General features: G+C 37.3%; 15 protein-coding genes. 7 read left to right on the top strand and 8 right to left on the bottom strand.

All coding sequences use genetic code 11. The annotated features are described in order from the left end of the window. Both ACJVDK_RS10800 and ACJVDK_RS10795 read left to right on the top strand, forming a co-directional pair. On the top strand, positions 1-1,671 hold the full coding sequence (locus tag ACJVDK_RS10800) for a sensor histidine kinase (RefSeq protein WP_443936674.1): 1,671 nt from the start codon (positions 1-3) through the stop codon (positions 1,669-1,671). A gap of 90 nt (positions 1,672-1,761) precedes the next feature. Further along, positions 1,762-2,451: a response regulator transcription factor gene (locus tag ACJVDK_RS10795; RefSeq protein ID WP_443936673.1), complete on the top strand. Its 690-nt coding sequence runs from the start codon at positions 1,762-1,764 to the stop codon at positions 2,449-2,451. A gap of 87 nt (positions 2,452-2,538) precedes the next feature. Here the strand turns inward: ACJVDK_RS10795 and ACJVDK_RS10790 are convergent, their stop codons facing one another. From ACJVDK_RS10790 to ACJVDK_RS10775, 4 genes are all read right to left on the bottom strand, one after another. Next, positions 2,539-3,783 carry a metallophosphoesterase gene (locus ACJVDK_RS10790; RefSeq protein WP_443936672.1) on the bottom strand — a complete coding sequence of 415 codons (1,245 nt, stop codon included), beginning with the start codon at positions 3,781-3,783 and terminating at the stop codon, positions 2,539-2,541. A gap of 93 nt (positions 3,784-3,876) precedes the next feature. Beyond that, positions 3,877-5,361: a magnesium chelatase gene (locus ACJVDK_RS10785; RefSeq protein ID WP_443936671.1), complete on the bottom strand. Its 1,485-nt coding sequence runs from the start codon at positions 5,359-5,361 to the stop codon at positions 3,877-3,879. 210 nt (positions 5,362-5,571) lie between these two features. Beyond that, positions 5,572-6,669 carry a vWA domain-containing protein gene (locus ACJVDK_RS10780; protein WP_443936670.1) on the bottom strand — a complete coding sequence of 366 codons (1,098 nt, stop codon included), beginning with the start codon at positions 6,667-6,669 and terminating at the stop codon, positions 5,572-5,574. 82 nt (positions 6,670-6,751) lie between these two features. Further along, positions 6,752-7,621, bottom strand: coding sequence for a carbohydrate kinase family protein (locus tag ACJVDK_RS10775; RefSeq protein WP_443936669.1), 870 nt, complete (start codon positions 7,619-7,621; stop codon positions 6,752-6,754). A 55-nt stretch (positions 7,622-7,676) separates the two neighbouring features. Between ACJVDK_RS10775 and ACJVDK_RS10770 the strand changes: the two genes are divergently transcribed. After that, positions 7,677-8,102, top strand: coding sequence for a YybH family protein (locus tag ACJVDK_RS10770; protein WP_443936668.1), 426 nt, complete (start codon positions 7,677-7,679; stop codon positions 8,100-8,102). 71 nt (positions 8,103-8,173) lie between these two features. Here the strand turns inward: ACJVDK_RS10770 and ACJVDK_RS10765 are convergent, their stop codons facing one another. The 3 genes from ACJVDK_RS10765 to ACJVDK_RS10755 all read right to left on the bottom strand — a co-directional run bounded on the left by ACJVDK_RS10765 (position 8,174) and on the right by ACJVDK_RS10755 (position 10,769). Further along, a complete protein-coding gene (locus tag ACJVDK_RS10765) occupies positions 8,174-8,788 on the bottom strand; it encodes a sugar O-acetyltransferase (protein ID WP_443936667.1) in 615 nt (204 codons plus the stop codon). A 173-nt stretch (positions 8,789-8,961) separates the two neighbouring features. Then, positions 8,962-9,840, bottom strand: a complete 879-nt coding sequence (locus ACJVDK_RS10760; protein ID WP_443936666.1) for a cupin-like domain-containing protein — start codon at positions 9,838-9,840, stop codon at positions 8,962-8,964. 134 nt (positions 9,841-9,974) lie between these two features. After that, positions 9,975-10,769 carry a DUF3050 domain-containing protein gene (locus ACJVDK_RS10755; protein WP_443936665.1) on the bottom strand — a complete coding sequence of 265 codons (795 nt, stop codon included), beginning with the start codon at positions 10,767-10,769 and terminating at the stop codon, positions 9,975-9,977. Positions 10,770-11,224: 455 nt separating this feature from the next. On the opposite strand from ACJVDK_RS10755, the gene ACJVDK_RS10750 reads away from it, so the two are divergent. The 4 genes from ACJVDK_RS10750 (at position 11,225) to ACJVDK_RS10735 (ending at position 13,525) form a co-directional block, all read left to right on the top strand. Beyond that, entirely contained in the window at positions 11,225-11,818 is a 594-nt protein-coding gene (locus ACJVDK_RS10750) for a Crp/Fnr family transcriptional regulator (protein WP_443936664.1), read from the top strand. 85 nt (positions 11,819-11,903) lie between these two features. Continuing rightward, positions 11,904-12,326, top strand: a complete 423-nt coding sequence (locus tag ACJVDK_RS10745) for a DUF2141 domain-containing protein (RefSeq protein WP_443936663.1) — start codon at positions 11,904-11,906, stop codon at positions 12,324-12,326. Between the two features lies 1 nt (position 12,327). After that, the gene (locus ACJVDK_RS10740; protein ID WP_443936662.1) at positions 12,328-12,756 is read left to right on the top strand and encodes an ABA4-like family protein; all 429 of its coding nucleotides are present in this window, start codon (positions 12,328-12,330) and stop codon (positions 12,754-12,756) included. Continuing rightward, a complete protein-coding gene (locus ACJVDK_RS10735) occupies positions 12,743-13,525 on the top strand; it encodes a hypothetical protein (RefSeq protein WP_443936661.1) in 783 nt (260 codons plus the stop codon). Before ACJVDK_RS10740 ends, ACJVDK_RS10735 begins: the two co-directional genes overlap by 14 nt. A gap of 29 nt (positions 13,526-13,554) precedes the next feature. Here the strand turns inward: ACJVDK_RS10735 and ACJVDK_RS10730 are convergent, their stop codons facing one another. Beyond that, entirely contained in the window at positions 13,555-14,337 is a 783-nt protein-coding gene (locus ACJVDK_RS10730; RefSeq protein ID WP_443936660.1) for an SDR family oxidoreductase, read from the bottom strand. Between the last annotated feature and the right edge of the window lie 34 nt (positions 14,338-14,371).

Raw genomic sequence — 14,371 nt, 5'->3', positions numbered from 1 at the left:
ATGGCTGTCGAGAAGAATAGTGGTTACAGGAAAAACTTTAGTCTTATTGTAACCTTTATTGCGCTTATTTCTATTCTCTTTATTTTATCACTTTTTTTAGCCTTTAAGTACAGTAAAAAATCAATTGAAGGAGAGTTTATCTCCAGAAAAGTAAATGTATTGGAAGAAAGTGTAAAATTATACAACGACTTTTTTCAGAATAAGATACCCGAGATTTCGTATTACAATGGTTTCCTTGATTCTGCAACGGCAACCAAGTTTGTGAACGGCGTATTGGCAAAATATCCCTTCATTAGCAAAGTTACTTTTTACGACACAGAGGTGAAAAATACACCGGTAAAAGATGGCATGAATGCTGGCCATTTTTCCATTGGTCCACAGTCAATTTATCAGTTCGGGAAATCGGTTAAAGCCGATTCAGTTAAGCTGTTTTCAGATCGCAATACCAAATCATTTAAAGTTGGCGATGATTTTAATGCAATGGCTTACAAGTTAATAACCTTTGTAGACCGATTGGATACCGCTACGGTTCCTTCGCAAGAAGCCCTTTTTACTAATTTTTCGGTGCTGTTACCCAATAAAATTATCTATTTAAATATTCCCCGGCAGGAAGATTTAAAAGTGTATAAAGAAATGATCCAGCATCAGCTGAAAACATCTCCGGTGTATCAGCAAGATATGTTAGTTTTTCAGTTGGATCCAAACAAACTGAAATTGATTAATCTTCGACCTCGTTTGTATCAGAGCATTCAAATAAAGCCTTTAACATACGACCCCATAAACGTATCTGAAGAAAATATCAGTACAGAAATTGCACTGCCAGGTGCTTTTTCAAATTATAAATTGTATTTCACATCATCGAAAGATTATATCAAGAAAGAGATTTTAATCTATTTTCTTCCCATCGCTTTATTGCTATTGTTGTCTTATGGCGTGTTATTGTTGATTGCATTTTTAATTTATCGCAACTTGAACATTAACAGTAAAATGTTTAAACTACAGTACGATTTTGTAAATAACCTAACACACGAGTTTAAAACACCGGTAAGTGTAATTAAAATTGCGGGAAATAATATTAAGAGTGCTACCTCCTTATCTGAAAAGGAGTTGAACTTGTATGGTAAAATATTAGACGAGGAGGCCGACAAATTGAATGGCTTAATGAACAAGTTGCTGGCCTTTACGCAAATTGAGAATAAAGCTATTAAACTGAATCAAGAGGAAGTTAAAATTCATGATTTTATTGAAAGTACCATCGAAGTACACACCTTAAAACATCCCGATTTTAGCATTTCATATGCCGTATCTGGTTTTACAACCTTTATTACCGATCCCGTATTGTTGGGCAGTTTATTCGATAACTTGGTAGAAAACGCGTATAAATATTCCGAACCCGGCAAAAAGGTTTTACACATTGACGCCCAATTACAAAAAGGAATGTTGATCTTTCGTTTTGTTGATACAGGAATTGGTATTGAGACGGATGAATTGGGAAATATATTCAAGAAATTTTTCCGTATTCAAAATGTGTACAACCAAACAGGAAGCGTAGGTTTAGGCTTGGCTTTTTGCAAGGAACTGGTTAACTTTATGGGAGGCGAAATTAGTGTGAAAAGTAAAATTGGGCAGGGAACTGAGTTTAAAGTGGTGTTGCCACATTTGCTTGAATAATGTTGAATAACTGAAAAATACAGATGTACGATAGCCTGAATGGGATAAAATACCGCACAAATCGTTCATACTTATATAAAAATTGTAAAAATGTCGAAAGAAGTAAAAATTCTAATTGTAGAAGACGATGAAAACCTTCGTTTTTTAGTTGCGCATCGCTTAAAAGGTGAAGGATACCATGTGAGTGAAGCAAACGATGGAGAGGCCGGTGAGAAAATGATACTAATTGACCAACCGGATATTGTGTTGTTAGATTGGATGCTTCCTGGAAAACAAGGTGCAGATGTTTGCCAGAGTGTACGTGCCCAAGGTTTTGAAAATTTAATTATCATGATGACAGCCAAGGCACAAGATGTAGATAAAATTGATGCTTACAACATGGGCGCTTCTGATTATATTACCAAGCCCTTCAACATGGATGTGCTGGTGGCAATGCTTGAGAGCAAAGTAAAGTTTATTGTGAATAAGGATATGGCAGAAATTCACCGCTTTGGTAGTATGGAGCATCACCCGAATATCCATACCTTATTTAGAGAGGGTAAAAAAATCGAATTAACCATTTTGGAAAATAGGATCTTGTTATATTTCTTACGCAACCCAGGTAAAATTATCAATCGCGATGAATTAATGTTGGTGGTGTGGGGCTATAATTCTGATGTAAACACCCGTACATTGGATATGCATATTGTGCGTTTGCGCAAAAAGATAGAATCTAATCCTGATAATCCGCAACTGTTACAAACCGTAAGAGGAGTAGGTTACCGCTTTAATGCGGGGTAGATAGGTGGGGCAAATAGTCAATAGTGAATAGTTGTGAATTGGTTATGCGCATAAACCAATTCACCATTTTTACCATTTAAAAAAAGACTAAGCTCTTTTTAATGTAAAGACTGTAATTTCGGGTAAAATACCTACCCTGCCTGGATAACCCAAAAAGCCATATCCAACGTTCACATATAATTGTTGTTGCTTTTCTTGGTACAAACCAGCCCATTCTTTATACAGGTATTGCACCGGGCTCCATTGAAATTCTTTTAAACGAACCCCAAATTGCATTCCATGTGTATGGCCGCTAAACATAGCATCTATTTGTGGGTATTTTTCGAGTATTTCTGCTCTCCAATGAGAAGGATCGTGGCTTAACAAAAGTTTCACTGGTAAGTCGTCGGTGTTTTTTACAGCTTCGCTCATTTTGCCATATTTAGGGAAGCGACCAACTCCCCAGTTTTCGATTCCCAAGATGCCGATCTCTTCTCCATCAACTTTTAATCGTCGATTTTCGTTCATGAGTAAATCGTAGCCCATTATTTTGTGCACCGCCACCATGTCTTGTAGATTTTTAACCTTGGCTGCAGATTTCGAGTCGCGGCCAAAGTAATAGTCGCCATAATCGTGGTTACCTAGGGTAGAATAAACGCCTAGCGGAGCTTTAACCATGGAGAAAATATCTTGGTAGTCTTTTACCTCACTGGTTAAATTGTTCACTAAATCGCCGGTAAAGAAAACAAAATCAGGTTTTTGTGCAAGTAGCATTTCCACACCACCTTTAACGGCGGTTTTATTGTAAAAACTGCCCGAATGGATGTCGGAAATTTGCGCCATGGTAATTCCATCAAAAGCTTTAGGCAAATTGGGTAGAATTAAATCAACCTTTTTAATTTGATAATCGTAGGCTCCGGAAACGATTCCCCAACTTAAGGAACTAAGCGGTACCGCTGCGGCCACTAAGCCTGCTTTTACTAAAAACTCCGAACGCGTAATGGGTTGAACGGTGCTAATTGGTTCAGGTGTTTTGGCTTTTTTTCTTTTGCCTGCCAACAAGATAACACCTCGTCTTAAATCGTCAATTAATAAAAATGGGAGCAATACAATTTTACTGGCGAGGGTAAGGAAAAATGCAACCAAAATAATCGATTTTAACGATAGAAAAAGCACTTTGGTAAAAACTACAGAACAAATGATACCTATCACTAATAAAATTGTATACGTCCAATATGCGTAGGTAAATGTTTTTCGTGTATTGGGTTTCCAATTTTTAAAAACGGCAGTAATGGCCTTGTAACAATAAAAATCAAGTATTAATAGAAGTAATGATATAAATATTAGTGGCATAAAGTAGAATACAGTGTTTTTTTAAGTTACGCTAAATTAGTATTTATTTTAGTCCTTCTCTCATGGGGAAGGTGTCAAATTGCGGATTTGCGCTTAACGAAAATCGTCTTCGTCGTCGTGATCAAATTCTGAATTGAACAAACTGCCAAATAAATCGCTGAAACCAAAACCTCCATTGAGATAATTTTTACTTAATTGCGAATATTCTGCAAGCCCATGTAACACAAATTCCATTAAGAGTAAAGTTTGATTTTCGCTTAATTTTGGGTGAAATTTTTTAACCAAGTCGTATAAATTGGGCACTTTCATTAAGGCCTTTTTGTACTGCGCATTGTTTAAAACATCTGTAACATCTAAGTCGTTTCCTTCCGTAAACCATTCGCTAATTTCGCTGTAAGGATTAGCATTTTTAGATTTCTTCGCTTTTTCGGGATCCGGAAAATAACGTGCAAAAAGTGTTTTTACAGCTTTGCTGATTAACGTATTCGCGACATGTGCCGGTCCTTCTAATTCGCCTTCATACACGAGTTCTATTTTTCCGGTTATAGCCGGGATTATTCCAGCGAAATCTGAAAGGCGAGCAAAAGTGTTTTTTTCTCCTGCAATTAACATTCTTCTTTCAGCGGTACTGATTAAGTTTTCGTAGGCTGAAATGGTTAACCGTGCAGAGACACCTGATTTTTGATCGATGTATTCACTTTTTCGCGCTTCGAAAGCCACTTGTTCTATTAAATCTTTTACCAATCCATCCACTTCAATTTGCTCTTTTTGTTCCTTGGTTAGGCGCGCTTCTTGAAAGGTTATTTTTCTTGAGATATCAATGCTTTTTGGGTAATGCGTTAAAATTTGACTTTCAATTCTATCTTTTAAAGGGGTAACAATGCTTCCGCGATTAGTATAATCTTCGGGGTTGGCTGTAAATACAAATTGAATATCCAATGGTAAGCGTAATTTAAAACCACGAATCTGGATGTCTTTTTCCTGCAGCATGTTAAATAAAGCTACCTGAATACGTGCTTGTAAATCGGGCAATTCGTTAATAACGAAAATACTGCGGTGTGCACGCGGAATTAATCCAAAATGGATAACACGTTCATCATTATAGGTTAGTTTCAGTGTGGCTGCTTTTATGGGGTCAATATCACCAATGAGGTCGGCTACGGTAACATCAGGTGTGGCTAACTTTTCGGTATAACGCTCGCTGCGGTGTAGCCAGGCAATTTCTGTTGCATCGCCTTTGGTGGCAATTTCGTTTTTTGCAAACCACGAAATCGGATTGAATGGATCGTCGAAAATTTCACTTCCGGCAACGTAAGGTACATACTCATCCAAAAGATTAATCATCAAACGTGCAATACGCGTTTTTGCTTGCCCGCGTAAGCCTAAAAGTAAAATATTGTGGCGCGATAGAATGGCTGTCTGCAATTCGGGGATTACCGTTTCATCATAACCAATAATACCTTCAAACTCGGTTTTTTTATCACGGAGAACTTTAATCAGGTTTTCCCTTAATTCTTCCTTTACGCTTCTTGATTTATAACTGGTTGCCTTTAATTGGCCTAAGGTTGTGTTTTGCATTTCTTGGTTTAAATGTTGTAACGTAATTAGGTGAAAGGTTATGTATAAAACCGCTCAATCTTCACTTGCTTTAAATGGAGTTTAAGGTGTAAGGTCTGCAAAGTGGTCAAACCAGATCCATAAATCTATCCCTGTTTAATGTTTTATGGTTGATTAAGTTAGTAGTGGCGATGGTTTTTACCTTAAACTCCCTACCTTAATACCTTTCAATTATTTAACTGTTTTTCTTCTGTTTTTAATGTAATCTTCAAAAATGTATTCGCCCAAGCCATTTAAAGAGCTATAAAAAGCCCGACCACCATTTATTTCGGTAAACTGGCGTACAAACTGCTGTAAATACGGGTCTTTTGCAATCATAAAAGTTGTAATTGGGATTTTTAAGCGTTTGCACTGCGCGGCCATGTTTAACGTCTTGTTAATTACTTTCCGGTCTAGTCCCATGCTATTTTTGTAATACTTGCCATTTTCTTTCAAACAAGTGGGTTTACCATCGGTAATCATGAAAATTTGCTTGTTGTGCGTTTTCCTTCTGCGAAGTAAGTCGGTTGCAAGCTCTAAGCCGGCATAGGTATTGGTGTGGTATGGGCCAACCTGCAAATACGGTAAATCTTTTACGGTTATGGGCCAGGCATCGTTACCAAAAACTACAATATCCAAAGTATCTTTAGGGTATTTTGTTTTAATCAGTTCGGCTAGTGCCATGGCAACTTTTTTTGCTGGGGTAATCCGGTCTTCTCCGTATAAAATCATCGAGTGTGAAATGTCAATCATCAACACGGTAGAAGTAAGGGTTTTGAAATCCTTCTCTTCTACTTCTAAATCGCGGTCAGTGAGGGTAAAGTCATTAATGCCGTGGTTAATTTGTGCGTTTTGAATAGAAGCAGTCATATCAATCTGATCTAAGCTGTCACCAAAATTATATTCACGCCGGTCGGCATTTTTTTCTTCTCCAATACCCGATTGGTTACTGTTGTGATTGCCGCGACCACTTTTTTTCAGTTTCCCAAAAATTTCATCAAGGGCAGACTTGCGAATGGTTTGTTCGGCTTTGGCGGTAATTTTAAATTCGCCTGATTGATTATCCTCGGTCAGATAGCCTTTATCTTTCAAATCATCTATAAAATTACCAATACCATAATCATTATTGGTGAGCTGGTATTGCTTGTCGAGTTCATTTAGCCAGCTTAGGGCTTCGGCTGCATCACCTGCTGTATAATTTAGCAGTTCGCTAAATAATTTTAGCAACTCATCGAACCCGCCTTTTGGGGTATCACCGGGCTTGTAATCAGAAAAACGAAAACCTCTCATGTGCTTTTATAAACAGATAACCGAAGATAAAAGTTTGTGAGTTGATAAGTTTAAGAGCTATGTCATATTTAACGGTTGGCAATTAATTATAAATGCTCGAATCGTATGCTGGATTGGCACCGAACTGTGAAGCGACAAAGGCGCCTACTTTACAGGCTCTGTCTAATACGGTATCCATTGGGTAACCTTCTAAGTAGTTCGCAATGAATGTTGCTAAAAAAGAATCGCCTGCACCAACGGTATCCGCCACTTTAACGGGATATCCCGGATGTTGATGAAAACAATCTTCATGCAATACGGCAGCTCCTTTTTCGCCAAGCGTGAGGCACACTGTTTGAATGTTGAACACGGAACTAAGTTGTTTAACCAATTGCTCATTTGTGTTTCCGGTAAGTGATAATTCTTTACGAAGATAAAACAGCTCTTCATCGTTTATTTTTAAGATGTCACTTACCTCAAGTAATTGTTTTAAGCGCTCGATGGTAAAAAAGGGAGGGCGAAGGTTGATATCGAATATTTTTAATTTGGCTTCTTTTAGTAAAGATAAAATGGTTTTTCGGCTGATTTCATTGCGACAAGTAAGGCTGCAGTACACCAAGGCATCGGATTGCTTTACGGTTTCGATGGCTTCTTGATGAAGTTGAATAGCATCCCAGGCAACTGGTTCAACAATGGTATAGCTGGCTTGTTTTTCTGCGTTGAGGCTAACGTGAACAACACTAGTGGGTAATTCTGGGTGTATTTGAATGTAGGACGTTGGGAAATTTTGCTCATTTAAAAATTGAATTAATTCTTTTCCGTTTGAATCATTGCCAATTGCACTGATAAAGCAGCTATCGATGTTTTGTTTGTGCAGATGAAGGGCAACATTCATCGATGAACCTCCCGCTTTTTTCCCTTCGGGAAGCAAATCCCATAAAATTTCGCCAATGGCAGTAACTTTCTTTTTCATGCGCTTTAATTCGAATCGATTTATTGAGTAGTTTTACGTGAAGATAAAACTAAACATGAAAAAAATACTGATTTTCGCCTTATTCTTTGTCTCTTTCGGGGCAATGGCTCAAACTTCTAAAGACAAGCAGGCCATTTTGGAGCTTCTTGAAAAACAACGTAGCGATTGGAACAGCGGCAATGTAGAAGCCTATATGCAAGGGTATGCTAAAACCGATTCGCTCCTTTTTGTTGGAAAAAGCGGGCCTACCTATGGATGGCAAAAAACCTTGGAAAATTACCAAAAGGGATATCCGGATAAATCGGCAATGGGTTATTTGACCTTTGGCATTAAAAAGATTGAGTTTTTAAATAAAGATGTTGCTTTTGTGTTGGGAAGCTGGCATTTGAAACGCGAGAAAGATGAACCTAAAGGATACTTTACCTTGTTGCTAAAAAAAATAAAAGGGGATTGGAAAGTGGTGGTTGATCACAGTTCTTAAGTTATAAACTTCACAGGTAGGCTGTAAACCTCACAGGTTTTAAAAACCTGTGAGGTTTCCCAATTCTCCGCTTATTCGCCTAGTTTAAAATCCTTATAATAGAAATCCTTGTCGGCATCTGTTAATTGGCGGATTACCCTGCATGGATTGCCTGCTGCAAAAACATTATCGGGCACATCTCGCGTAACTACGCTTCCTGAACCAATAACTACATTGGAGCCAATTTTTACACCCGGGTTAATCACTACGTTGCCACCAATCCAAACGCTGTTGCCGATGGTAATTTCCTGTGCCCATTCATATTCTTGATCACGCAAATGTGCGTGTATGGGGTGCCCCGCGGTATATAGTGCTACATTTGGGGCTATAAATACATTGTTGCCGATACTTACTTTAGCACAATCTAAAATCACTAGGTTAAAGTTGGCATAAAAGTTATCGCCTATTTCGATGTTGTATCCATAATCGCAGCGAAAAGGAGGTTCTACATAAAACATTTTTTCTGTTTTACCGAACAGTCTTTTTAAAAGTTCCTTACGTTGTTTAATGAATTTTGGTGCGAGGTTGTTGAACTCAAAAACAATTTCGCGAGCTTTTAACCTTTCTTTTGATAGTTCGGCATCGCCTGCCAGGTAGGCTTTTCCTGCCAGCATTTTTTGTTTTTCGGTCAGTAAATTTATTTCCATGGATGGGTTTATTTTTAGGTTTTTACAAGCAGAAATGGTGCCTAACTAAACCCGATTGGGTGAAAATCCTTTATGTTTGGGAGGGCAGTTGGATTGGGAACATAAAGATTGAAACAAAAAGCGGGGCTATCGTTGCCGATGCCCCACTGTATGTGCTTTTCTATTCTATATGATTAAGGCTTTCCGTTAGCCAACGCTCTGTTGCCAATTTCAATCGCTTTTTTCTCTCTCCAAGCAGCATATTTACCTTTGAAAGTCATTTTAATTAAGCTATCTACCGCGCCATGTCTAAATAAACTCCAAACGCTTGCCACTTTACGGGTAATCGATTGATCCCAGGCACGTAGGCTTAGTGAGAACGATCCGTCTAGATATTTCATCCAATGCCACATTCCGGTAGGCATAAACAAGGTGTCGCCGTGCTCGAGAATTACTTCGTACCCTTCAACGCCTTTTAATGCCGGAAATTTTTCGAAATCGGGATTGTCTACTTTGTAATCTTCTAATGCATAGGTGGCATTTGGAAGGCAGTATAAACGATCTTTCCACTTATAGTCGAATAAGATGACTTGTTTACGTCCACCAAAGTGTGTGTGGAAAATATGCGGTAAATCGATGTCGTAATGCAAAAATGTTTCTGAGTTTGAGCCACCAAAAAACATAGCAGGCATACTTTCTATAAAACCGCCCATTAAATCTTTGGGTATTTTTACGTCGTCAATTAAATTAGGAACGCGCTTAAAAAGGTTAAATAAAAATATTCTTAATTCGGTCGGTTCGCGTTTAATTAAATCTAGGTACTCGCCAAATTTCATGTGCGTAGTCGCGGAATTAATGGGTTTTGATGGATCAGCTTTTGAGTTATCGTAAAGCGGAACCTCAATATTCCCCGCAATTTCTTTTAAATATTCGGTTGTCCATTTTTCTCTGGCAGGCCAATCTTTCGTTAAACCTTTTATAACCAAAGGGCGTTTTGCTTTCAGATAATTTTTCTTAAAATCTTCTGGCGTAATACTTTCTACAGTATCTACAGGTTTTAAAATGAAACTCATACGTATACAATCGGTTATTTTTTACCGAAAAACAAATGTGATAATTTTATTTAATAAATAACATTCTTGTTAAGAAATGTGACGAAAAAACGGCCGTAAAATCTACCTTAATTTACACAAATTTAACATTAAAACTAAGCAAGCAATGCTTTAGCTTTTTCTTTTGAAATTTGAAGATAGGCTGCATCCCACAAATTAATGCGCATTTTTAAGGCTTGTTTTGTAATTTCTTCAGCTTCAGTCCAATATTGCTCGTTCTTTTCGCACAATTTTTCGGTCATGCTTAAGGCTAAATGACTGTGCTCATCTCCATCAACTTCTATATGGCGTTCTAAATAATAGTTAAAAATAGAAACTTTTTCGGGTTGTGTGCTGTTCAAATCTTTTACCATGCTGTAAAACATACCCGGAATTAAATCTTCTCGGCCAAAGGTAAAGCTAGCAGCTTGCAAATGTGCTTTTCCAGCGTTTATGGTTTCAAAAGTGCTCAATACAAACGCTCGTGCTGCTACAGGAGCTTCTGAAATTTCAAGTGCTTGTGTCAACGATTTGCCTTTTTGCAAGGCATCAATAAAGCGCAAAATAGGTTGAGTGTTGGCACCACATTGCTCCATGGCGTCTATGTATAACTCGAAATGACTTTTTATTGCTCCATTAGCATCTACATCCGATTCTTCGCCCGCCACAATTTGGTTGATTAACTGACGCGTAACCGGATCGCCTACCGGAAACCAAGGAAGTGTAGTGCAGGTTAAATTTATTTGCAGAGCTTTTAAAAGCGACATAAAATCCCAAACGGCAAAAATATGATGTTCCATAAAAATGCAGAGGTCTTCGATTTCGCTAATGGCTTTATATACCTGATGGTTAATAATTTCTGTCCTGAGCGGTAAAATATTTTCCTGAATTTTTTGGATGTTTGGCAGCATATTTTAAAAATTTGGCGAAAATACCTACAAAGAACGGTTTCTGCTTAGGATTCTAAAATATTGATTCTAAGTTGACAATAGGGATGAGTAATGATTAAAAAAAACGCCCGGTGTTTAGCCAGGCGTTGCTCTATATAGGGAGATTGACAATTCTTATGGTTGCTAAAAATATATACGTAAAAACTTTTTCAACGGTTTTTGCTGCTATGTTTTTTTCCGATTTTAAAGATTTGAAAAGCAATTTTTTGGTACTAGGTAGCAGCAGCCCGTCTTTACGCTGTATCTTTTTGGCGCTTTAGTTAGTAAACGCATTTTTTTCTGCCAAAAAGGATGCCGCTCCAATACGGTTTAGAGAAAAATAGCAATGCTAAAATGAATGAATTTTCTGTATTAATTTTGATTTAGGATTTAATTCTACCTTAAATATTTTAATACCTTTAAATAAATTTCCAAGTATGGCTCTAAACCCCGTTGAAATTTTTCTTGACTCATTTCGAGCTGTTTGCCCACAAATTACAGAAGATGAACTTGATTTTGTGAGAACACGAGTAACGGTATCAGAATTTGAAAAACGCGCGTTTTATTTAAAAGAAGGGCAAATTCAACAGTCCTTGTGTTTTATTGTAAGCGGACTTATTCGCAGTTATTATTTGGATGAAAAAGGAAATGAAATAAACGTGGGTTTTTGTATGGAAAATGAATATTCGACCGATTATGGGTCGTTTATTACGCAACGTCCAAGTAAATATTACTTTCAGTTCTTAGAGCCTAGTTTGGTGGTGAATTTACCTTATGCGGTAATGCAAGAAGGGTACGAACGTTTCAAAAATTTGGAGCGTTATGGGCGTTTAATTACCGAAGAAATTCTAAAAATGCACCAAGCACGCTTGGAAGGTTTTTTGTTTGACAAGGCAGAAGAAAGGTATCTGAACTTTGTGAAGCATAGAGCAAAACTATTCAACCGTATTTCACTTACCTATTTGTCGTCTTACCTTGGTATTGAGCGGCAATCATTAAGCCGAATCCGGAATGCAATTGTAAAAAAATAATCCCAAATAGGCTTTTGTCACAATTGTGACAGGTATATAAAGCTGAAACACTGGTTCTTTGTAGAAATTTAAAGAACTAGTTAGTATGAAAACAATTGGGTTATCAATTGCCTTTTTTTTAAGCATGTTTTCGAGCCAGCCAAAACCAAATTTTGTGCTTAAGATTAATAATGTTAAAAAAAAGGCGGCAATCAAAATCGCTTTTTACAAGAAAGAAAATCAATTTCTGAATGTAAAAGAAAGTGTTTACAGTAAAGAATATCTTCCTACCAGTACTGGCGAAATTACACTTCGTTTTACAGACATCCCAACGGGCGAATATGCTTTGGCTATTTACCAAGATGTCAATGGAAACAACAAGTTAGATAAGAGTCTTATCGGCTCTCCTAAAGAACCGTTTGGTTTTTCGCAAAATTTTAAACCCAAATTTTCTGCTCCTGATTTTGAAGATTGCAAAATCTCATTTACGTCAGAAAAGAATTCATTTACCATTAAACTAATTGATTAATATGTCTGCAGCACTTATTTTTAAAATCGGAAATTCAGTTGTGTTACTGGGCTGGCTTTTGTTACTACTCGCGCCAAATTACAAACACACCAACAAAGCGGTAAATATTTTAGTAACAGCGTTCTGTGTGGTGTACAGCGTTCTGTTGATTCAAAATATAGGCGTTCTTAAGCCGAATAGTTTCAGCACCTTATTAGATGTGAAAGAACTGTTTAAGAACGATTTTTTTGCTTTGGCTGGCTGGTTTCATTACTTAGCTTTTGATTTATTTGTAGGTAACTATATCGTTAGAAAAGCCAATGAGCTTCAAATTTCTCGTGCATGGGTAACGGCGATATTGCCTTTTACCTTTCTATTTGGTCCCGTAGGTTTTGTTTTATATGTCATTGTACGAAACGTGAAAAAAACTCCTTCAAATGAAACTCATTAAGCAAATTTTTTATCGCAATAAAACCTTAGGCTACCTGGGCTTAATTAATCTGATTTTTTTTAGTGGATTATCGCTGTATGCGGTTTTTAACGAAACGCAAATTTTGGGAATAAATTCAATGATAAAACCAATCAAATTTGCTTCAAGCGTTTGGATTTACAGCTGGACAATGGCCCTTTTACTCTATTATTTAAACGATCAAAAGTTAGTGCAGAATTTTTCTAAAATGGCTTTTGGAGTTTTTTTATTTGAAATAGTGGCAATTATTTCACAAGCCTTAAGAGGAGAGCTCTCTCATTTCAACAAAAGCAATTTATATGGAATAGTATTGTTTTCTTTGATGGGGATTGCAATTTTTAGCATCACATTTTATACACTTTACCTAGCCTGGATATTTATTCGTCAAAAAACATTCACCATATCTGCTTCTTTTGCGTTGAGCATTCAAATCGGTTTGGTTTTATTTGTTGTTTTTAGTCTTTTTGGCGGCTACATTTCCCAGCAGTTTGCGCATACCGTGGGCGCGGCAGATGGCGGAAAAGGCTTGCCCATTATAAATTGGAGTGTAAAATATGGCGATTTACGCGTGGCACATTTCTTTGGCATACACAGTCTTCAACTTATTCCTCTTTTTGGGTATTTAATTTCCAAAAAATATAACGAGTCTGTTGCGCTTAAAGCAGTATGGATTTTTTCAATACTTTATCTGGTATTTGTGTGCTTTACGGCTGTTCAGGCTTTCCTGCGCGTACCTTTTATAGCGATGTAATTCAACCAAAAAACAGAAAAGATGAAGTATTAGGTAACTTGTGCTTGTTTTATTTTTTTAGCAAAATAATTTGGGAAAAAGCGTTTCAGCCAAATGGCTTTAGTTTCTTTTCCACCGATGTATACTTCTTCTTTTTTGTTTTCAATAGCCTGTACAATCAGTTTGGCGCAGGCTGCCGCGGTCATGCCATTGGCTTGTGCATTATCCATGGTTCCTTGTAACGTTCCGTTGCCTGTGAGGGCATTGATGGTTACGTTTGTTTTGATAAAGCCCGGACAAACTAGCGTGATATGGATATTTTGCTGGTATACTTCGCAGCGAAGGGAATCGAAATAACCATGCAAAGCGTGTTTTGAGGCAGCATAGGAGGAACGTAATTTTGTGCCAAATTTGCCAACCAGACTGCTGATGCATACAATTTGGCCACCACCATTTTCGATCATTAAAGGTAAAATGGCTTTACTTAAGACAACGGTTCCCCAAAAGTTGGTATTCATGATTTTTTGTTCAGTAGCTAAATCGGTATCCAAAGCCAAGCTTCGTTGGCTAACACCACCGCTGTTAATGAATAAATCAATCTGGCCAAAAATACGGATGGCGTCTTTAGCTACTTTGTTCAACGATTCGATTTCACTTAAATCGAATGGTAAAACGTGGACATTGAAAGAGTTTTTGCAGGCTGCTTTTACTCTAAAAAGCTCATCGCGGTTGCGACCAGAGATAATTAATTTATCGCCTGCATTAAAATAATTATAAACCAGTGCTTCGCCAATTCCGGATGAAGCGCCAGTAATCCAAACAACTTTCGACATTTTGTATTAATTTTTAACTCCGGTTCAAATTTAA

The sequence above is a fragment of the Pedobacter paludisoli genome, from assembly GCF_052344095.1.
Taxonomy (GTDB): domain Bacteria; phylum Bacteroidota; class Bacteroidia; order Sphingobacteriales; family Sphingobacteriaceae; genus Pedobacter.
This window is presented reverse-complemented; position numbering and strand designations above follow the sequence as displayed.

What these genes read in the sequence shown, in the direction of transcription:
- ACJVDK_RS10800 (WP_443936674.1), top strand. Translation starts at nt 1, where the DNA reads ATGGCTGTCGAGAAGAATAGTGGTTACAGGAAAAACTTTAGTCTTATT.
- ACJVDK_RS10795 (WP_443936673.1), top strand. Translation starts at nt 1,762, where the DNA reads ATGTCGAAAGAAGTAAAAATTCTAATTGTAGAAGACGATGAAAACCTT.
- ACJVDK_RS10790 (WP_443936672.1), bottom strand. Translation starts at nt 3,783, where the DNA reads ATGCCACTAATATTTATATCATTACTTCTATTAATACTTGATTTTTAT.
- ACJVDK_RS10785 (WP_443936671.1), bottom strand. Translation starts at nt 5,361, where the DNA reads ATGCAAAACACAACCTTAGGCCAATTAAAGGCAACCAGTTATAAATCA.
- ACJVDK_RS10780 (WP_443936670.1), bottom strand. Translation starts at nt 6,669, where the DNA reads ATGAGAGGTTTTCGTTTTTCTGATTACAAGCCCGGTGATACCCCAAAA.
- ACJVDK_RS10775 (WP_443936669.1), bottom strand. Translation starts at nt 7,621, where the DNA reads ATGAAAAAGAAAGTTACTGCCATTGGCGAAATTTTATGGGATTTGCTT.
- ACJVDK_RS10770 (WP_443936668.1), top strand. Translation starts at nt 7,677, where the DNA reads ATGAAAAAAATACTGATTTTCGCCTTATTCTTTGTCTCTTTCGGGGCA.
- ACJVDK_RS10765 (WP_443936667.1), bottom strand. Translation starts at nt 8,788, where the DNA reads ATGGAAATAAATTTACTGACCGAAAAACAAAAAATGCTGGCAGGAAAA.
- ACJVDK_RS10760 (WP_443936666.1), bottom strand. Translation starts at nt 9,840, where the DNA reads ATGAGTTTCATTTTAAAACCTGTAGATACTGTAGAAAGTATTACGCCA.
- ACJVDK_RS10755 (WP_443936665.1), bottom strand. Translation starts at nt 10,769, where the DNA reads ATGCTGCCAAACATCCAAAAAATTCAGGAAAATATTTTACCGCTCAGG.
- ACJVDK_RS10750 (WP_443936664.1), top strand. Translation starts at nt 11,225, where the DNA reads ATGGCTCTAAACCCCGTTGAAATTTTTCTTGACTCATTTCGAGCTGTT.
- ACJVDK_RS10745 (WP_443936663.1), top strand. Translation starts at nt 11,904, where the DNA reads ATGAAAACAATTGGGTTATCAATTGCCTTTTTTTTAAGCATGTTTTCG.
- ACJVDK_RS10740 (WP_443936662.1), top strand. Translation starts at nt 12,328, where the DNA reads ATGTCTGCAGCACTTATTTTTAAAATCGGAAATTCAGTTGTGTTACTG.
- ACJVDK_RS10735 (WP_443936661.1), top strand. Translation starts at nt 12,743, where the DNA reads ATGAAACTCATTAAGCAAATTTTTTATCGCAATAAAACCTTAGGCTAC.
- ACJVDK_RS10730 (WP_443936660.1), bottom strand. Translation starts at nt 14,337, where the DNA reads ATGTCGAAAGTTGTTTGGATTACTGGCGCTTCATCCGGAATTGGCGAA.